Source organism: Terriglobia bacterium, assembly GCA_020072845.1.
GTDB lineage: Bacteria > Acidobacteriota > Terriglobia > Terriglobales > Acidobacteriaceae > JAIQGF01.
The window spans coordinates 64395-81115 of sequence record JAIQGF010000010.1; the positions used below are offsets into that span (position 1 = coordinate 64395).

The following is a 16721-nucleotide window of genomic DNA, read 5'->3' on the forward strand; positions in this document are numbered from 1 at the left end:
GGGTCTATGTACCTGTAGGGCCACAACGGTACGGTCGCCAGGCTGGTACCTCGGTATGTTGTTGTCGGCGAAAGATGATGCTAATGTGGGGGTGACGCCATGAGAGCCATGGCGGGAGCTACCACTTTGGGCAACTTTGCAGGCGCGCTCGGCGTTCCGGCAGAAGAAGCGACCATTGTCGCTGAACTGAAAGCCGGCTCGGAAGAGGCCTATGCCTGGCTGATCGCGCAATTTCAACAACCCGTCTACAGCCTGGTTTATCGGATTATTTCCGATCCTGCCGATGCCGCCGACACCACCCAGGAAGTATTTCTGAAAGTGTTCCGCGGCATGAAGCGCTTCAACGGCGGGTCCAGCCTGAAAACCTGGGTGTACCGCATTGCGGTGCACGAGGCGTCGAACCGGAAGCGCTGGTGGTTCCGCCATAAGGCGCGCGAGGTGTCGATCGAGCCGGAACAGAGCGCGGAAGGCGGCAGTGGATTGGCGCTGGCGAACAGGCTGGTGGACCGCGGCGAGTCGCCGCTGGAGAACATTGCCCAGCAGCAGCTCAAAGCGCGGGTGGAAAGCGAGTTGCGGCAGCTCGATGAGCCCTTCCGCACCGCCATCATCCTGCGCGAGATTGAAGAGCTTTCGTACGAGGAGATTGCGGAAGTCATGCAGACGTCCCTGGGCACGGTGAAGTCGCGAATCACGCGCGGGCGCGAAGCGCTCAAGAAACGCCTGTTCCCGTACCTCCGCGAACTGGGCCCGGAAATGGCACGGTCGGATTTCAGGCCGCAGGCCGGTCAGAAGGTTGAGGTTACGTCATGAATTGCTCGCAGGCCAGGTCGCTGTTTTCGCCGTATCTGGATGGCGTTTTGAACGGCCGCCAGATGCGGGACCTCGGCAATCATTTTGCGCAGTGTGCGGCGTGCAGCCATGAATCCGCGCTGCTCGCCGACACGCAGCGCGCGGTGAGCTCGCTGGGACGGCGTCCGGCGCCGCCCGAGCTGGCGCTGAAGCTGCGCGTCGCGCTCTCGCAGGAGGCGGCCCGCTCCCGTGCGCGTTCCTTTGCCGGCCTGCAGGTGCGCCTGGAAGACGCGCTCAACGCGTTCATGGTGCCGGCGACCGCGGGCGTGCTCAGCGCGATCGTGTTCTTCGGGCTGCTGATCGGGCTGTTTGCGCTGCCGGTCCAGGCCAACAATGACGTACCGACGATGCTGTACACGCCGCCGGTGCTGGCGCAGTCGCCGTTCTCCAACGGCATGGAGCGGATCAAGGCCGATTCCATCGTCATCGAAGCCTACATTGACGCCAACGGCCGGGTGCAGGATTACCGAATCCTTTCGGCGCAAAGCGAGACGGACGAGATCAAGCCGCAACTGGAAAACATGCTGATCTTCACCACCTTCCGTCCGGCGACGGCCTTCGGGCAGCCGACCAGCGGACGCGCGGTGCTGTCGTTCTCGAAGATCAATGTGAAGGGCTAGCAGCTCTCAGCTTTCAACTTTCAGCCGTCGGGTCAAACCGACGGCTTTTGTTTTGCCTCGATCCCCTCGTGACGCGGTTTGGTCATGCGGGATTGACGGGGTTCTAAGTCGGCACCGCTACAACTCTCCAAGTCGTTTTAGATCCTAATTCTGCAAAACGTTGCAACCCCATGCGCTCTGCAATGATCAAAAGGAGATAAGAAGTCGCCTCTGCTACCGCCCAGGGTGAGATGTGAGATGGCCCTCATGAAACGGTTCGCAATCATCAGCGCGGCAGTTCTCTTTTGTCTTGCCGGAACCATTGCTCCTGCCTGCGCTCAGCCGGATCAGCAGGGCACAAAGCAGACCAAGCTCGAAGCGCAAGCCAAGCCCGAACAGCGGAAGGGCAACAAGCAGGCTAAGTCCGAAGCACAGCGCCAGGAGCGCGCTCAGCGACAGGAGAAACAGCAACAGGATGGTGCGCAGCAGCAGCGCCTGGCAGAGGGAAACGATTTGAACTCCGAGCCGGCGGGCATTGATCCACCTTCTGTCGGCTATCAGGAATTGCGCAAGGCGCTTTTGAGATACACGCGGCTGGCAAGAGAGGACACTGGGGAAAAGTTGCCCATGCCGACCGACGTGGGGTACCCCGGGCCTCCCTACCCAGGGTATATCCGCTTGACGCAATTGCTGCGCCTGCTCGGCGATCTCCCCGACGACTACTCCGCGGCGGCCGCGAGTTCGCAAGCTTTCGATCCTGCTTTACTGCAGGCCGTTGGGCACTTTCAGGAACGTCATGGCCTTTCCGCAACCCGATACCTGGATGCCGAAACGATCGAGCAGTTGAACATTCCGCTGAGTTACCGCGTCGAGCAAATCCGCCTGGCTCTGGAACGTTACCGTCGGCTGCGCAATGACTCTCCGCAAGCAACGATTGTCGTCAACATCCCGGCCTTGCGTCTCTACGCGTTCAACAAGGAGGGGAGGGTCGTCCTCACCATGAAGGTGGACGTGGGCGACGATTTCAAGGGCAGCCGTACGCCGGTGCTGGAAGACAGCATGGAATACCTGGTCTTCCGTCCTTATTGGGATGTGCCGCTCTCGATTCAGAGAAAGGATTATGTCCCGTTTGTCGCACAACATCCCGGCTACCTGGCACAGCACCATTTTGATTTCAAAACGTCCACGGGGGAGCGTGTGGCCCAGGGCGAGGTCACAAAGGAAGTGTTGGACGAGCTGCGTGCGGGAACGCTGCGTCTCCGGCAGCGCCCCGGTTCCGATAACCCCATGGGAATGGTCAAGTTCGTGTTCCCGAATCGCTATCACGTGTATCTCCACGATATTCCCGAGAGGGATTTCGATTTCGTCCTTCCGCAGCGGGCCGTCAGCCACGGCTGCGTGCACGTGGAAAAGCCTGCCGAATTGGCGGCCTGGGTGTTGCGTAACCAGCCGGGGTGGACTTTGGAACGAGTGCAGCAGGCGATGCACAGCGGGCAAAACAATGTGACCGTGAAGCTTTCAAAGCCGCTGCCCGTGCTGATTGTTTATTCCACCGTTTCCGCCGGGGAAGACGGAGACATTCATTTCTATGACGACATCTACGGGTACGACGCCGACCTGTTGCAGGTCCTGGCCCAGGGTCGATCCACATCCGAAGAGAAACTAAAGTGAAACAAAAAGGTAACACTCGCCAAGTTTGTTCCCGGTTGTATACTCTGGCCCGTGGTTACCGGAAGGAGAGTCGGCCGGCTGCTGCTGTGCGTATTGCTGAGTACAGTTGCGTCCGCTGATCCCAAGGTCGAGCCCAAGGTTGACCACGTTCTGCTGGTCAAGACGAAACATAAGCTGCTGCTCCTGAGTGGCGACCACGTGGTCAAGTCGTATCGCGTTGCGCTGGGACGCGGAGGGCTGGGGCCGAAGCGGCGCCAAGGCGATGGCAGGACACCGGAAGGACTCTACCGCATCGACTCCCGAAACCCCGCCAGCAAGTTCCATTTAGCGTTGCACCTCTCGTATCCTGAAACGGCCGACATTCAACGTGCCCGGCGACTCGGAGTCAGCCCCGGCGGCGACATCATGATCCATGGACTGCCCCCTGAATATTCCTGGGTCGGGTCGAAGCATCGCCTTTCCGACTGGACCGAAGGTTGCATCGCCGTGACCGACTCGGAAATTGAGGAGATCTGGGAGTTGGTTCCGGACGGAACCCCCGTCGAGGTCCGCAAGTAGCCCATCCGGCGCGCCGCCGCTCAGACGCTGGCCATCCCACTTTATTTGTAGTCTAGTAAACCGCTTAGGCCTGCCCGACGTGCTTTCTGCACTACATCGACCCGCAACAGGTCGTAGCAGTCACGGCGGTGCATGATGCGGCTGTAGACCAGCACCACGGGTTCCGAGGTGGTGAGGTCGAGCTTGTCTGCTTGATTGTCACAGAACGTGACGTACTGGGAAAACATGGGGTAGGTCTGCACCGGCTTGACTTCAATGTTCGTGAACTGTTGGTCTCCGCGGCGAAACAGCGTGGCATTGACCACGTTCCCGTACAGGTACTGGTAGGGGTTGTCCTGATAGTAGGCAAGCTCGGACTTGGATTTCTTGGGGGCGGTGGCGGATTCCGAACTGGGCGCCAGAATCAGGACAAGAGCGGCCAGAGCAAGAACGAGAACGACGCGGCAAGTACGCTTCATACAGTTTATGGTCCTTTAGGAGCGGCGATTCCGCCGCCGGCTAACTTCACAGTCCATCGACCGTCGTCCTGCCAGAGTCAATTCGTGGATCGAAACTGGCAGGCACTGTCATGGCGGTAGCATACGGCGACAGCAGCGGATTTGTATCCAGATGGACCCGTAATTGGTAATCGGGCAGGGTTACTGCCGGGTCAAGCCGGCTTCGACTTTTTCTATGCAAGTGGTGTCAGGCATTGGTTTTGCAGAATCCCGCACACGCCACTCTCCGAGGTGCGCCTTTGGGCGGCTCTGTCTCCTATCCCCGCTCGGGTTTCACCAATCCGTGGACGGTTCCAAACCTTGCTGAAATTCCATCAGGGAAACGCACGTCAGAGGTGGCCATCGAGCAGACCAGCACGCATCACGTGAACGCGCTAACTCCCCTGCGCTGCCGCCGCGTTTTCCACACAGCAGCCGCGATTTCCACAGCACCGAACCATTCTGATAACGCGTATGCTGCGCAGGAGGATTCCTATGGCCGCAAGCACGACATTACGCACGCAACCGTCACCGCAGCCCGTTCAAACAACTGACCTGCCGGTGACAACTTCCGCTTTGCCGGAAGTTCCAGCCAACATCCTCTCCGCTGATGCTACCGAGGCAATTCGCGTCCGCGCCTATGAGCTTTGGGAAAAACGCGGGCGACAGCACGGCGGCGATGCCGAGGATTGGCTCGAAGCCGAAGCCGAAATACTGGCGCGCAGATCACACGATGCTTGAGTTGTGATCAGCAGGTCCTCGTAGTTTGGTGCTCGGGAGCGCTTGCCTAGCAGCCCCGCTCCCGCGCCCACGCCCGCGCATTCGACCGCGCGCTAACTGCACACAAAATGGTGCACACTCGGCAGGCGTAGACACAACGGTGCCGAATAGGTTCGACTCGCACGCGGACGTCCTGTTTTTTCCGCCTCGCGGCCGGCGCGGGCGCGGGGAACTTCCCCACCCCTTCGGATTCGCTCAGGGCAGGCTCTGTCTCGCCCCTTCAACTGCGCTCGGGCTCCAGGAAGCGAAAGGGCGGGCCACCCGCGATTGTCATTTTGCTCGGCATACCGGGTATTAGCTGGTTAGAATTGCGGCACATTCAAAATGCCTGACACGCCTCCAAAAACCATCAGCGAGGACACGAAAGTAGATGAGCATTTTGCTGCTGCTCGAACTCAGGAGCGCATCACTTCCGTGTCCCCGAAGGTGACGCCCGAAGAAGCAGCGAAGCTCATCAGATTCGCTCTGTCTGAACTGAGTGCTGAGAACGCCCATCACGATTTCGAACACCTGTGCCGGCATTTAACGCGCCGCAGGGTATGTCCGAACATCATCCCGGCCACTGGCCCTGTTGCTGGGGGTGGTGATCAAGGAGCTGACTTCGAAACGTATAAAGTGGCATCTAGCCCAGAGCAGTCTACGTTTTTTTCGCGGGCAACTGTGGAGAAATGGGTCTTCGCCTGTTCACTAGAAAAGAATTACAAGAAGAAAATCAGAAGCGACCTGGCCGCCGCAAAGGTGTTGGGAGAACCTGTATCACGTCTGGTGTTCTTTCATCACCTCTCCATCAAGACTAGCGACAGGCACCGTCTCAAGAAAGAGGCACTCGAAAACTACGGAATTGACCTGGAGATTTTTGACGGTCCGGCAATCGCAGAAATGTTGGCTGATCGCGAAACTGCCTGGATCGCTCAGCGATACCTCAGCTTGCCGAGCGAATTTGTTCTTCTTCCTGAGTCGCCACCCCCCACCTGGTTCCAGGCAGTCATTGCGAAAAGCTACGACCCGCATCGCCTCACAACGGCAGACTTCTTCGAACTGAAGGATGCCATTCGATTCGCGACTTGGCATCCCGAGCATCACAGTGACCTCGACAGATTGTTGGGCCACATTCGACAATTCAGAAAACATGCATTTCCGCGTATCAGCCGACAAGCAATTTATGAGGAGTTTGTCGCCTCATTGCGAGGCTTAGAAACAACTACCGGTCTCGAGCAGTCTCTGCGCGATTACTTCAGGGACATAGACACGCTTGACGATCCTGCCGATGTAGAAGACGGCGCTGTCTTGGTAGGGTATGCGCTTGGAGCTGTGATGCGAGAGGTGCTAGATCTTCCAATTAGTGAGTTGAAGACATGGCACGAAGCCCTGACGAATCGAACGAAGATACTGCTAGCGCAGAGCACATCGGCAGGCAGGGAGTGTGCCTATTTATTCGTTCAGGGGTACCTGTCTTTCAGTAGATGGATGACGACAACAAACGATAAGAGAACTGAATTCGAAAGAAGTGTTGAGTCGGCCGTGGCGAGGTGGCGAACGCTTGTAAAACGAATTCCAGATTCTCCACTCTTTCCGGTTCATCGCCTTGCAAATCTGATCAATGAATTGATCGTACAGCTGCATGGCATTAGCGGTGTATCGCAGCTGGTGCGTGACGTTGACGAACTATCCGTGAAGCGTTCTGGTCAGCACAAACTTGCGGAACACCACCGCAATCGTGCCATGGCCTACGTCAAAGATAAACAATACATTCGAGCTTTGGACGAACTCCATAGGGCTCACACTTCGTTCACCGCGGAAACTGCTTTCGAAGCTATTGCGGTCTGCCTGAAACTGTCCAGCGTGTACGCGGAAATGAGTCTGTTCTTTGCTGCGAAGTACTACAGTCTGGCGGCCGTTTTCGCTGCCTTGAAACTGCCTGACGAAAAGTTGCGGCAGTTTGCATACATTGGGTGTGCCGAGGCTGCGTCTGCCGACCACGCATCGGGAGGGTCCCTACTGTTTTACCTCACCGCTCGGTTGTTCATGCTAATCACCTCCGAATACTCGATGGGAGGGAGCGAAGAGCGAAGGCAGCACGAATGGGCTCGCATTGACTTCTACGGGTTGCTGCTGGCGCGTGGTGCGAGTCTGGTGTTCGACCGACTACAGAAAGTCCTAGTGGAAACAGTTCTGCCGTCGCTGGACCAGCGTGAAATTTACGACGATTCACGAGACAAGCTCAATGGTTTTTTCTCGGACATAGGAGATGCACAGGCATTGGCGGCCAAGGCCACGTCACAAGGAATTGCGCCCCCTTTTTCGGACGTTGGAGGAAGGCGTAAAGCAGCATGGCGACAGATGGGCATCAATTGGCATTTCGAATGGCAGACCGCCTACGACACCGACCGACAGGCTCAGGCACTTGCCGCATACCTACAAATATTGCTCGCGGAATTCGCCAGAACGGAGCTATCCATCATTCCCGGCGAAGTCTTCGTTGTGGTCCAGGTGCATGATAAGCCGCTCGAGATTAAAGAAATTGCAGATAACGAGCAGGTTCGTCGGGTCGTGCGTCTGCCAAGAGGCGCCAAAGACACAAAGGGCCAGCTGCCAGGCATTGCCTCGGCAGTCGCATCAGTTCTGCTGAAAACTGTTTCGGCGCTACCCGAGAAAAGGTTCTTGACGCTGTACACGCAGCAGCTGAAAAGGGGCCTGATGGCACGGCTGAGTGTGTACCGTCCGAGCGAATCACTGTTCGACGAGTTCTACGACCGCGAGTCATATTCACAGATCTACGCAGTTGGTGGCTCAAGCTTCGTCCGCATGCCTGACTACGTCATACGAACATGGGAAGGGCTCGACGGACCGCAAGGAACGCATAGTGAATACAACAGAGCTGAATCGCTGAAATTAGTTCGAAACCGATACGACCGCCTGGCCCCGCTGACACGAAAGACAGTAGCTCGTCTGATAACGGATGAAAGTTTTCGTCGCACCGTTGCGACTTTGAGGGGTGAGGGTTGGAAGGATTGGCATATCCTCTCGGCTATCGAATGCGCAAAGTTTAACTATGTGCTGAATAAGGACCCAAGTTTGCGAGAGGCCTTTGACCGCGGTGACCAAGCTACAGTTCTGAAATACAGATCAAGACCAGAAGAAGAAGGAGACGCGGAGGTCCCATTAGAAGAATTCACAGCTGAACAGTTGAAGCTTCAGATCAAAATAACGCAACTGTCGACTCTAAAGGGACTCGGCCTCGGTGTCTGGCAATCAACGCCAAATTTTCGAGGCGTCGATACGCTGCTGCGACGATTCCACTACTGGGACGACGACGTGCCACACAGCGAAGTTTTTCCACTGCCAAACGCGAGTTGATGTTTGATCTGAAATCGCCAGTAAATTGCACATAAGCCTTTGCACACAAACCAGTGCAGGAATAGCGGTTTCCCCGTTCGTATAGCTATCCCCCGCTTGAGTTTGACCCGCCCGCTGCGCAGCCCGTACACTTAGAATTCAGCCCCGCCCTAGGCCAGCTCGAGGCGCGGCGTCGGTGCGCCTTGGGACCCCGGAGAGCTTCAGGAGCTATGTGTTAACGCGATTTTCCCGTCAACTGGCGCTGTCGGCCCTGTGCCTGCTGGCGCTTCCCGCCGCGGCGCAGACCACGTCCAAGATCAGCCTGGACTCCAGCGAGGCCATCTTCAGCGTGGTGGCCGCGATGCGCAACTGCGGCTACGACGCCGGGTCCACCGATCCGTTCCGCACACAGGTCAGCGGCGAAATCGCGCAGGCGGTGGGCGCGTCGCGGGAAGCGCAGGCGGCCAGCCGGGAGATGTGCAGGTTTTATCGCGATCACCAGCAGGCGGACTCGGCGCGCAGTTTGATCTGGATTTTCGGAAAGGCGGCCATCAGTCTGGCGGCCCCACAAGAAAAATGAAAGTCCTCATTTCGGGCGTGTGCGGTTTCGCCGGCAGTCACCTCGCACGCTATCTGATGGAATCGCACGAAGGTATCTCCATAGTGGGACTCGATAACCTGGCGCGATCGGGTAGCGAGACGAATCGGGTTTCCCTGAAGCGCCTTGGCGTGCAACTGTTCCATGGCGACATCCGTATGGCAAGCGACTTGGAGACGCTTCCCGTTGCCGATTGGGTCGTCGACGCCGCGGCGCAACCGAGCGTGCTGGCCGGTCGCGACGGGAAAACCAGCAGCCGCCAATTGCTGGAACACAACTTGCTGGGCACAATCAATTTGCTGGAATATTGCCGTGCCTCGCGTGCCGGACTGATTCTCTTGAGCACCAGCCGCGTCTATTCGATTCCGGCCTTGACGCAGTTGCCGTTGCGCGCGGAGTCTTCGGCCTATACTCTCGACCCAGGGCAGACTTGGCCGGCCGCGGTCAGTTTGGCCGGCGTCGGAGAAGGCTTTAGCACGGAGGCACCGATTTCTCTTTACGGCGCGACCAAGCTGGCTTCAGAACGTCTGGCACAGGAGTACGCCGCCGGATTTCAGGTGCCGGTCTGGATCAACCGCTCTGGGGTGCTGGCAGGAGCCGGGCAGTTTGGCACCGCCGAGCAGGGCATCTTCTCCTATTGGCTGCACGCGCACTCTACGCGGCGCTCGTTAAAGTACTTGGGCTTTGGCGGTCACGGATTGCAGGTCCGGGACGCATTGCATCCGCGCGACTTGGCCCGCATAGTGGATTTTCAGTTGCGCAGCGGCGGACCTGGCCAGCTCCTCAACGTGTCCGGCGGCCCCGCGAATTCCATTTCCCTGGCCCAACTGACGGCGTGGTGCGACCAGCGTTTTGGCCCGCATCAACCGATCGCTGACGGCTCGGAGCGTCCCTACGACGTTCCCTGGCTAATTCTGGATTCCAATAAAGCGCTGACGACAACCGCCTGGAAGCCCCACATCAGCCTGCATCAGATCCTCGACGAGATCGCAGACCACGCTGCGGCGAATCCCGATTGGCTCACATGGTGCGGAGCATGAGCCCTCCCTCCCCGGCGAATTCCGATCTAAAACTGTTGTCGGTGGTTATACCAGCTCGCGATGAAGAGGGCTGTATCGCGTCCACCGTCGAGCATCTGCATTTGGAGCTGCGGCTGAATCACATCGCGCACGAGATCGTCGTGGTGGATGACGGGAGCACGGACAGGACGGAGGCCATTGTTACCGCGCTCGGCGAGCGCATTCCGGAAGCGCGTTTGGTCAAGAACGGACCGCCGCACGGGTTTGGCCGCGCCATCGCTTACGGCCTGCAGAGGATGAGCGGCGATGCTGTGGTGATCATGATGGCGGATGAATCGGACGATTGCCGAGATGTGGTGCGCTATTGGAATGCGCTCAACGAGGGTTGGGATGCGGTGTTCGGTTCGCGCTTTATGAAAGGCGGCGGCGTCATCGACTATCCGTGGCTAAAGCTACGTTTAAATCGCGTGGCCAATCTGTTCATCCGTCTGTTGTTCGGCATTTCGCTGAACGACACCACCAACGCGTTCAAGGCTTACCGGCGCACGGTCATCGAAGGTTGCCAGCCGATGCTTTCGGCGCACTTCAACCTTACAGTGGAAATCCCGTTGAAAGCCATCATTCGCGGTTACTCCTGGACGGTGTTGCCGATTACCTGGCGCAACCGGCGTACCGGCGAAGCCAAGCTGAAAATTCAAGAGATGGGCAGCCGCTATCTGTTCATCTGTCTATATCTATGGTTGGAGAAGCATCTGAGCCGCGGAGATTACAAGAAGGAAGTTGCATGAGCGCTCCACATTCGCCGACCGAATTGCAGAGACTGAACTGCCTGAACTCTGCGCCCATTGCCTCCAAGGAGCGCCCCCGCCGGGCCGAGTCGGCTGTGAGTGGCTGGACGGCTTGGGACGTCGCGCTGCTAGCCGCCGCAGTACTGAGCATGGCCATGGTCGCCATCATCAGGATGCCGAAGAAGCCGCTGTGGACCGACGAAGTCTTCAGCGTGGTCGTGGTTTCCGATCCCTCTTTCCGGCACATGATGCAAGCGCTTGCCGGAGCGGCGGATGGAGGCTTGCCGCTGTATTACGCCGCTGCGCACGCCTGGGCGGCGGTGTTCAGCGCCTCGGCCATCTCTCTGAGGTGGTTTAGTGCGGTCTCGTTTTTCGCCAGCGTGCCTTGCCTCTGGTTCGCGCTTCGTCGCTTCTACGGAACACTGGCCTCAGCATTCGCTATGGCATTTGTCATCTGCGGCTCAACCGTCATTGCCAACCAGGTCATCGAAGCCCGCTTCTACGGCCTGATGTTCCTGGCCTTCTCCGTAGCGGTGCTGCTCTTCGCTTTCTCGATTCGGATGCCGGCGCCTTCCTGGCGGATGCTGGCGGCGATTGCGGCGGCACATCTGTGCCTGGCCGAATCGCATCTCTTCGGCGTCATGTACAGTGCGGTCATCCTGCTCGCGTATTTCTTGTCGGACGTCCGGCGACGCAACTTGCGTCCGCAGCTTTACGCGGCGGTAGTGCTGTCGTGGTTGCCGCTCGCGCTGTGGGTTGGGCCAGTGGTCCGCATCATTGCCACCGGCAGACCACATGGCTGGATGACGAAGCCGCAGGTATCCGACCTTCTCGGTGCCTACGCCTTTGGTCTGCAACTTCTGCCGGTGCTGCCCTACATCATCGTGCTCCTGGCGGCGGTTGCGACCTGGTCCGTCACCCAGCGCATCCCGCGGGCGAACCCATCCGAGCCGCGCGCTGACATCCTGTTCCTCACCGCCGCTCTCGCCTTGGTTCCGATCGGACTTACCGGCATTTCCTATTGGATGGTTCCGCTGCTGCAGCCTCGCTACGTGCTCCCATGCGCCTTCGCTCTGTGCGTGGCGTTGGCCGAGGTGGTGACGCTGGCGGGTCTAGATGAATTCCCGCGTGCGCAGACAGACCGCTCTTGGCTGGCGGGGGTGAGTACTGCCGTATGCATCGCAGTCATCAGTGGGCTGCTGCTGGGGCCCGTCATCATGGCGCGAGCGTCGCCCAGGCATTTGCCGGCGGCGATTCATGCCGCGCTTCCGCCCAGTGTACCCATCGTGGTCGAGCACCCGCAAGAATTCATGCCGCTAGTCGAATACGAACGCGCGGACCGCGACCGCCTGCGTTTCTTGCTCGACAGCGACGCTGCCGCCCTGCCAGACACATGGATCGGTTCGGTCGTAATGGACAATCTCCTGCGAAACTGGCGCTCGTTTGGCTACTGGCCCGACCGCATCCTCGACTACCGCTCCGCGCTGTGCTCGTGGGACTCCTTCGTCGTTTTTCACGACCCGGGGATCCGTTGGTTCGATTTTCGAATTCGCGATGATCCGAATTTCCACGCGCGGAAGATCGACAATTACGACAATGACGGTCCGCAAGGAGTGCAAACTGGGACGGTTTACCTCGTCCGGCGCCTTGGCACACCTTCGTACTGTGTGCACGGTCAGTAGCGCAGCTCATTGCACACAAACTTGTGCAGGGGGTGAATGTTCCCGTTGCAATCGCTATCTCCCGCTTGCGTTTGACCCGTCCGGCGCGTAGCCCGTAAACTTAGGATTCAGCCCCCGCCCTAGGCCAGCTCGAGGCGCGGCGTTGGTGCGCCTTGGGACCCCGGAGAGCTTCAGGAGCTATGTGTTAACGCGATTTTCCCGTCAACTGGTGCTTGCGGCCCTGTGCCTGCTCGCGCTTCCCGCCGCGGCTCAGACCACGTCCAAGATCAGCCTGGACTCCAGCGAGACCATCTTCAGCGTGGTGGCCGCGATGCGCAATTGCGGCTACGACGCCGGGTCCACGGATGCGTTCCGCACGCAGGTCAGCGGCGAAATCGCGCAGGCGGTGGGCGCGTCGAAGGAAGCGCAGGCGGCCAGCTCGGAGATGTGCGCGTTTTATCGCGATCACCAGCAGGCGGACTCGGCGCGCGACCTGGCGCAGTACGTCTCGCTGGCGCTGTTCCTCGGCGCGCCTCCGACATTCACCTTGAAGGTGAAGGAGGCCGATCTCCCGCCGGACGCCAGTTACGTCCTGGGGTTCGTGCCGTTGCTGGCGCGCTTCGCGGAAACCGCCAATCTTCATCGCATCTGGCAGGAGCATCGCTACCAGTACGAGGAGCTTATCGGGCGCTTCCACGAACCGGTTTCGAAGATGATCCTCACCACCGACGTATATTTGCGCCTGCCGCTCAGCGGGTACGTGGGACGCGGCTTCACCGTGTACCTGGAACCGATGGCGGCGGCCGGCCAGGTGAACGCGCGCAATTACGGCTCGGACTACTTCATGGTGGCCGCTCCGGCGGGCGCCAGCCTGCGCATGGACCAGATCCGCCACACCTATCTGCACTTCATCCTCGACCCGCTGCTGCTGAAGCGCGCCAACGCGATGGTGCGCGTGGTGCCAATTCTCAAGACGGTGCAGAACGCGCCGCTGGACGAAGTGCACAAGAAAGACGTGTCGCTGCTGCTGACCGAATCGCTGATCCGGGCGGTGGAAGCGCGCCTGGCGGCCGGCGGGCGCAACGCCGAACCGGTGCGGCAGGCCGAAGCCGACAAGGCGATGTCGGAAGGCTACGTCCTGACCCGCTATTTCTACGAGCAATTGGTGAAGTTCGAAACCGAGCCTACCGGCCTGCGCGACGCGCTGCCGGACTGGCTGTACTACCTGGACGTGGGCCGCGAGACCAAGCGCGCCGAGAATGTCCGGTTTGCCCCGGCGGCGGCGCCGGACGTGCTGCCGGTATCGAGTCCCAAGTTCGGGTTGCTGGAACTGGCCGAGCAGCGGCTGGATGCCGGCGATTACGACAGCGCACACAAGCTGGCGGAGCAGGCGCTCGATCAGAAGACGGAGGACCCCGGGCGCGCACTGTTTATCCTGGCGCGGGCGGCCAGCTTCAACAAAGACATGCCCGGCGCGCGCGATTACTTCGAGCGCACGGTACAGGTGGCGCGCGACCCGCGCCTGCGTGCCTGGGCGCACATTTATTTGGGGCGGATTTCCGACATCCAGGAAAACCGCCCGGCGGCGCTGGAGCACTACAAGGCGGCGCTGGCCGTGGCCGGCATTCCGGCGGACACGCGGGCGGCGGCGGAGCGCGGTCTGCAACAGCCGTACGAGCCGCAACGTCCATAAGATCACGGGTGGCGGAGGCGATTTCCCGCGCGCCCGATTAGGAGAAAGAACCGATGAAGCGCTTGTTCATTCTGATGGTCATCATGGCTGCGGCGATCGCCACTGCCGCAGCGCAGCAGGGGCAACCTGCGCCAACCTTAAATCCGGGGGCGAAGCAGGCCGCGCCCGCTGCTCCGCCGCCGGCGCCAACGGACCGCCGTCCCATGCCGTCGGCCAAGACGCAGGAAGAATTCAAGGCCTACCAGGAAGCCGCCACCAAGACGACCACGGCGGAGGGTGAAGCCGCCGCTGACGCCTTCGCCACCCAGTACCCGGACAGCGATTTAAGGCTGCTGCTCTATCGCAAGGTGATGTTCGACTACCAGGGCGCCAACAACGGGGAAAAGACCATCGCCATGAGCAAGAAAGTGCTTGCTCTCGATCCGGATAGTCCGGAGGCGCTGGTCATGGCCGCCGTGATCACTGCCCAGAGCACGCGGGAAACCGACCTGGACCGGGACGAGCGCTTGAACCAGGCGTCGGCCAACGCCACCAAGGCGCTGCAGACGGTTGATACCGATATGCTCATCCCGGCCAATTTGCCGGCGGAGCGCGTGCAGGTCGCAAAAAATTCGCTGCGCTCCATGGCCTATGACGCGCTGGGCACGGTGGCCATGCTGAAGAAGGACGACTCCACGGCGGAAATGAACTTCCGGAAATCGGCGGAGCTAAATCCGCAGCCCGACCCGGTGACGTGGCTGCGCCTTTCCATCGCTCTCGACCACCAGGGGAAGTTCGCGCAGGCGCTCGATGCCGCCAACAAAGCCGTGCAGTATTCGGCCGATTCGCCGCAAGCCAACAGCCTGGCCAAGATGGAGCGGGACCGGCTGCAGAAACTGGTGAACGCGGGCGGCAGTGCGGCGCCGGCAGCTTCTCCCGCACCGAATTCGCCGGTGCCTACAACGCCGCCGGTTTCCAAACCGCCGCAGTAGGAGGTTTACGGTTTTCGGTTCCCGGTTGTCGGTTCCTGGTATTGTCCGGGAATCGCTATCACTAAGCTCCGGGAACCGTGGACCAATAACGGAATGATGAAAGCGCGAGACATCAGCGCACTGGAAGAAGTTCTGGGCCACCATTTTTCGCGTCCGGAACTTTTGCAGCAGGCGCTGACCCACAGTTCGCACGCCCGCGAGGCGGAGTCCAGGAACGGCGGCGAACCGAATTTCGTACCGGATAATGAGCAGCTTGAGTTTTTGGGGGACGCCGTACTCGGATTCGTCACCAGCCAGGAGCTGTTCCAGCGTTTCCCCGAGTTCAGCGAAGGCGAACTCTCGAAGCTGCGCGCCTACCTGGTGAGCGAGAAGCACCTGGTGCGCCCGGCGAAGCTGCTGCAAATCGGCCGCTATCTCCGGCTCGGACGCGGGGAGGAAAAAAGCGGCGGGCGCACCAAGACTGCGCTGCTGGTGGATGCGCTGGAGGCGCTGGTGGCGGCTCTGTACCTGGACGCCGGCTTGGAGAAAACCCGCGCCCTCATCCTGGACAAGGTGCTGGACCCGGAACTGCGGCGGATGACGGAGGGCAGCGGCGATGGCGACGTTCTGCCGGTTACCGATTTCAAGTCGGCGCTGCAGGAGACGGCACATTCGCTGGGCTGGACCCAACCCGCCTACGTGCTGGTGAAGGAGCGCGGGCCGGAACATCAGAAGACGTTCACGGTGGAAGCACGTGTCCGCACCCAGGGGAACGACTCCGAGCCGGAATACACCGCCCGCGGTGAGGGTCAGACCAAGAAACAGGCCGAACAAGTCGCGGCCAGGAAGGCACTGGAGTACTTACGGAATCTGGACAGCCCCAACCCGAAATCGCGCACTCGGAGCCATTGAGCCCGGCGGCAGCGGCGCCGGATTCAGCCGCGTCCGTGCCGGCAGAAAGCTCTGCCCGGCAGCAGCGCGCGCCGCATCTGCGCGGCGGGTGGCTGTCGTCGGCGCAGTCCCTGGCCGGCACGATCGTGATCGCGATCTTCGTCATCACATTCATCGTGCAGGCGTTCCAGATTCCCTCTGAGTCGATGGAGGACACGCTGCTCATCGGCGACTACCTGCTGGTGGACAAAGTGCACTACGCCAGGCCCGGCGGCTGGGCCAAACTGCTGCCCTACTCCGATATCCGGCGCGGAGAGATCATCGTCTTCCGCTACCCCGTGCACCCGTCGCAGCACTTCGTGAAGCGGGTCATTGCCCTGCCCGGCGACCACGTCCGCATGGTCAACAAGCAGGTCTGGGTCAACGGCCAAGCGGTGGCGGAGAAGTATGCCGTGTTCCGCTCGCCGGTGCGCGATTACTATCGCGACGATTTCCCCGATCTGAACTACCTCTCGGCGAACGTAGAGGCGCGCTGGTGGCTGAAGTTGCGCGCGCTGGTCCACGGCGGCGAGCTGGTGGTCCCGCCCGACCAGTACTTCGTGCTCGGCGATAACCGCGATGAGAGCCTCGACAGCCGCTATTGGGGATTGGTGCCGCGCCAGAACATCATCGGCCGCCCGCTGCTCATCTACTGGTCGTTCCGGAATCCGGAGCCGTCTGTAGGGCCGCGCGCCGAGGATGGTAAACTCAGTCGCCTGGCATACATGATCACGCATCTGATGCAGGAGACGCGCTGGGACCGCGCCTTTCGCGTGGTGCGCTGAAACGAAAAACTCGCATCCGCCAGCGGGC

The 16721-nt window shown here is 60.1% G+C and carries 15 protein-coding genes; 14 read left to right on the forward strand and 1 reads right to left on the reverse strand.

What is annotated here, in order from left to right; translation table 11 throughout:
- The first annotated feature begins 108 nt into the window (after positions 1–108).
- From LAN70_11085 to LAN70_11100, 4 genes are all read left to right on the forward strand, one after another.
- Positions 109–810, forward strand: a complete 702-nt coding sequence (locus LAN70_11085) for a sigma-70 family RNA polymerase sigma factor (protein MBZ5511697.1) — start codon at positions 109–111, stop codon at positions 808–810.
- Entirely contained in the window at positions 807–1469 is a 663-nt protein-coding gene (locus LAN70_11090; GenBank protein ID MBZ5511698.1) for a zf-HC2 domain-containing protein, read from the forward strand. Before LAN70_11085 ends, LAN70_11090 begins: the two co-directional genes overlap by 4 nt.
- 246 nt (positions 1470–1715) lie before the next feature.
- Positions 1716–3119: a L,D-transpeptidase family protein gene (locus tag LAN70_11095; protein MBZ5511699.1), complete on the forward strand. Its 1404-nt coding sequence runs from the start codon at positions 1716–1718 to the stop codon at positions 3117–3119.
- Positions 3120–3170: 51 nt separating this feature from the next.
- Positions 3171–3677 carry a L,D-transpeptidase family protein gene (locus LAN70_11100; GenBank protein ID MBZ5511700.1) on the forward strand — a complete coding sequence of 169 codons (507 nt, stop codon included), beginning with the start codon at positions 3171–3173 and terminating at the stop codon, positions 3675–3677.
- A gap of 41 nt (positions 3678–3718) precedes the next feature.
- Here the strand turns inward: LAN70_11100 and LAN70_11105 are convergent, their stop codons facing one another.
- Entirely contained in the window at positions 3719–4135 is a 417-nt protein-coding gene (locus LAN70_11105) for a hypothetical protein (GenBank protein MBZ5511701.1), read from the reverse strand.
- Between the two features lie 513 nt (positions 4136–4648).
- On the opposite strand from LAN70_11105, the gene LAN70_11110 reads away from it, so the two are divergent.
- The 10 genes from LAN70_11110 (at position 4649) to lepB (ending at position 16693) form a co-directional block, all read left to right on the forward strand.
- Positions 4649–4894, forward strand: coding sequence for a DUF2934 domain-containing protein (locus tag LAN70_11110; GenBank protein MBZ5511702.1), 246 nt, complete (start codon positions 4649–4651; stop codon positions 4892–4894).
- Positions 4895–5257: 363 nt separating this feature from the next.
- On the forward strand, positions 5258–8290 hold the full coding sequence (locus LAN70_11115) for a hypothetical protein (protein ID MBZ5511703.1): 3033 nt from the start codon (positions 5258–5260) through the stop codon (positions 8288–8290).
- A gap of 211 nt (positions 8291–8501) precedes the next feature.
- Entirely contained in the window at positions 8502–8849 is a 348-nt protein-coding gene (locus LAN70_11120; protein MBZ5511704.1) for a hypothetical protein, read from the forward strand.
- The gene (locus LAN70_11125) at positions 8846–9907 is read left to right on the forward strand and encodes an NAD-dependent epimerase/dehydratase family protein (protein MBZ5511705.1); all 1062 of its coding nucleotides are present in this window, start codon (positions 8846–8848) and stop codon (positions 9905–9907) included. Before LAN70_11120 ends, LAN70_11125 begins: the two co-directional genes overlap by 4 nt.
- Positions 9892–10674: a glycosyltransferase family 2 protein gene (locus LAN70_11130; protein MBZ5511706.1), complete on the forward strand. Its 783-nt coding sequence runs from the start codon at positions 9892–9894 to the stop codon at positions 10672–10674. The genes LAN70_11125 and LAN70_11130 overlap by 16 nt, the downstream gene beginning before the upstream one ends.
- Before the next feature lie 155 nt (positions 10675–10829).
- Complete coding sequence (locus LAN70_11135; protein ID MBZ5511707.1) at positions 10830–12356, forward strand: hypothetical protein; 1527 nt, start codon at positions 10830–10832, stop codon at positions 12354–12356.
- Positions 12357–12537: 181 nt separating this feature from the next.
- Positions 12538–14028 carry a hypothetical protein gene (locus LAN70_11140; GenBank protein MBZ5511708.1) on the forward strand — a complete coding sequence of 497 codons (1491 nt, stop codon included), beginning with the start codon at positions 12538–12540 and terminating at the stop codon, positions 14026–14028.
- A gap of 53 nt (positions 14029–14081) precedes the next feature.
- The gene (locus LAN70_11145; GenBank protein ID MBZ5511709.1) at positions 14082–14999 is read left to right on the forward strand and encodes a hypothetical protein; all 918 of its coding nucleotides are present in this window, start codon (positions 14082–14084) and stop codon (positions 14997–14999) included.
- A 93-nt stretch (positions 15000–15092) separates the two neighbouring features.
- Positions 15093–15890, forward strand: coding sequence for a ribonuclease III (gene rnc / locus LAN70_11150; protein ID MBZ5511710.1), 798 nt, complete (start codon positions 15093–15095; stop codon positions 15888–15890).
- A gap of 35 nt (positions 15891–15925) precedes the next feature.
- Positions 15926–16693, forward strand: coding sequence for a signal peptidase I (lepB, locus tag LAN70_11155; protein ID MBZ5511711.1), 768 nt, complete (start codon positions 15926–15928; stop codon positions 16691–16693).
- Positions 16694–16721: the final 28 nt, after the last annotated feature.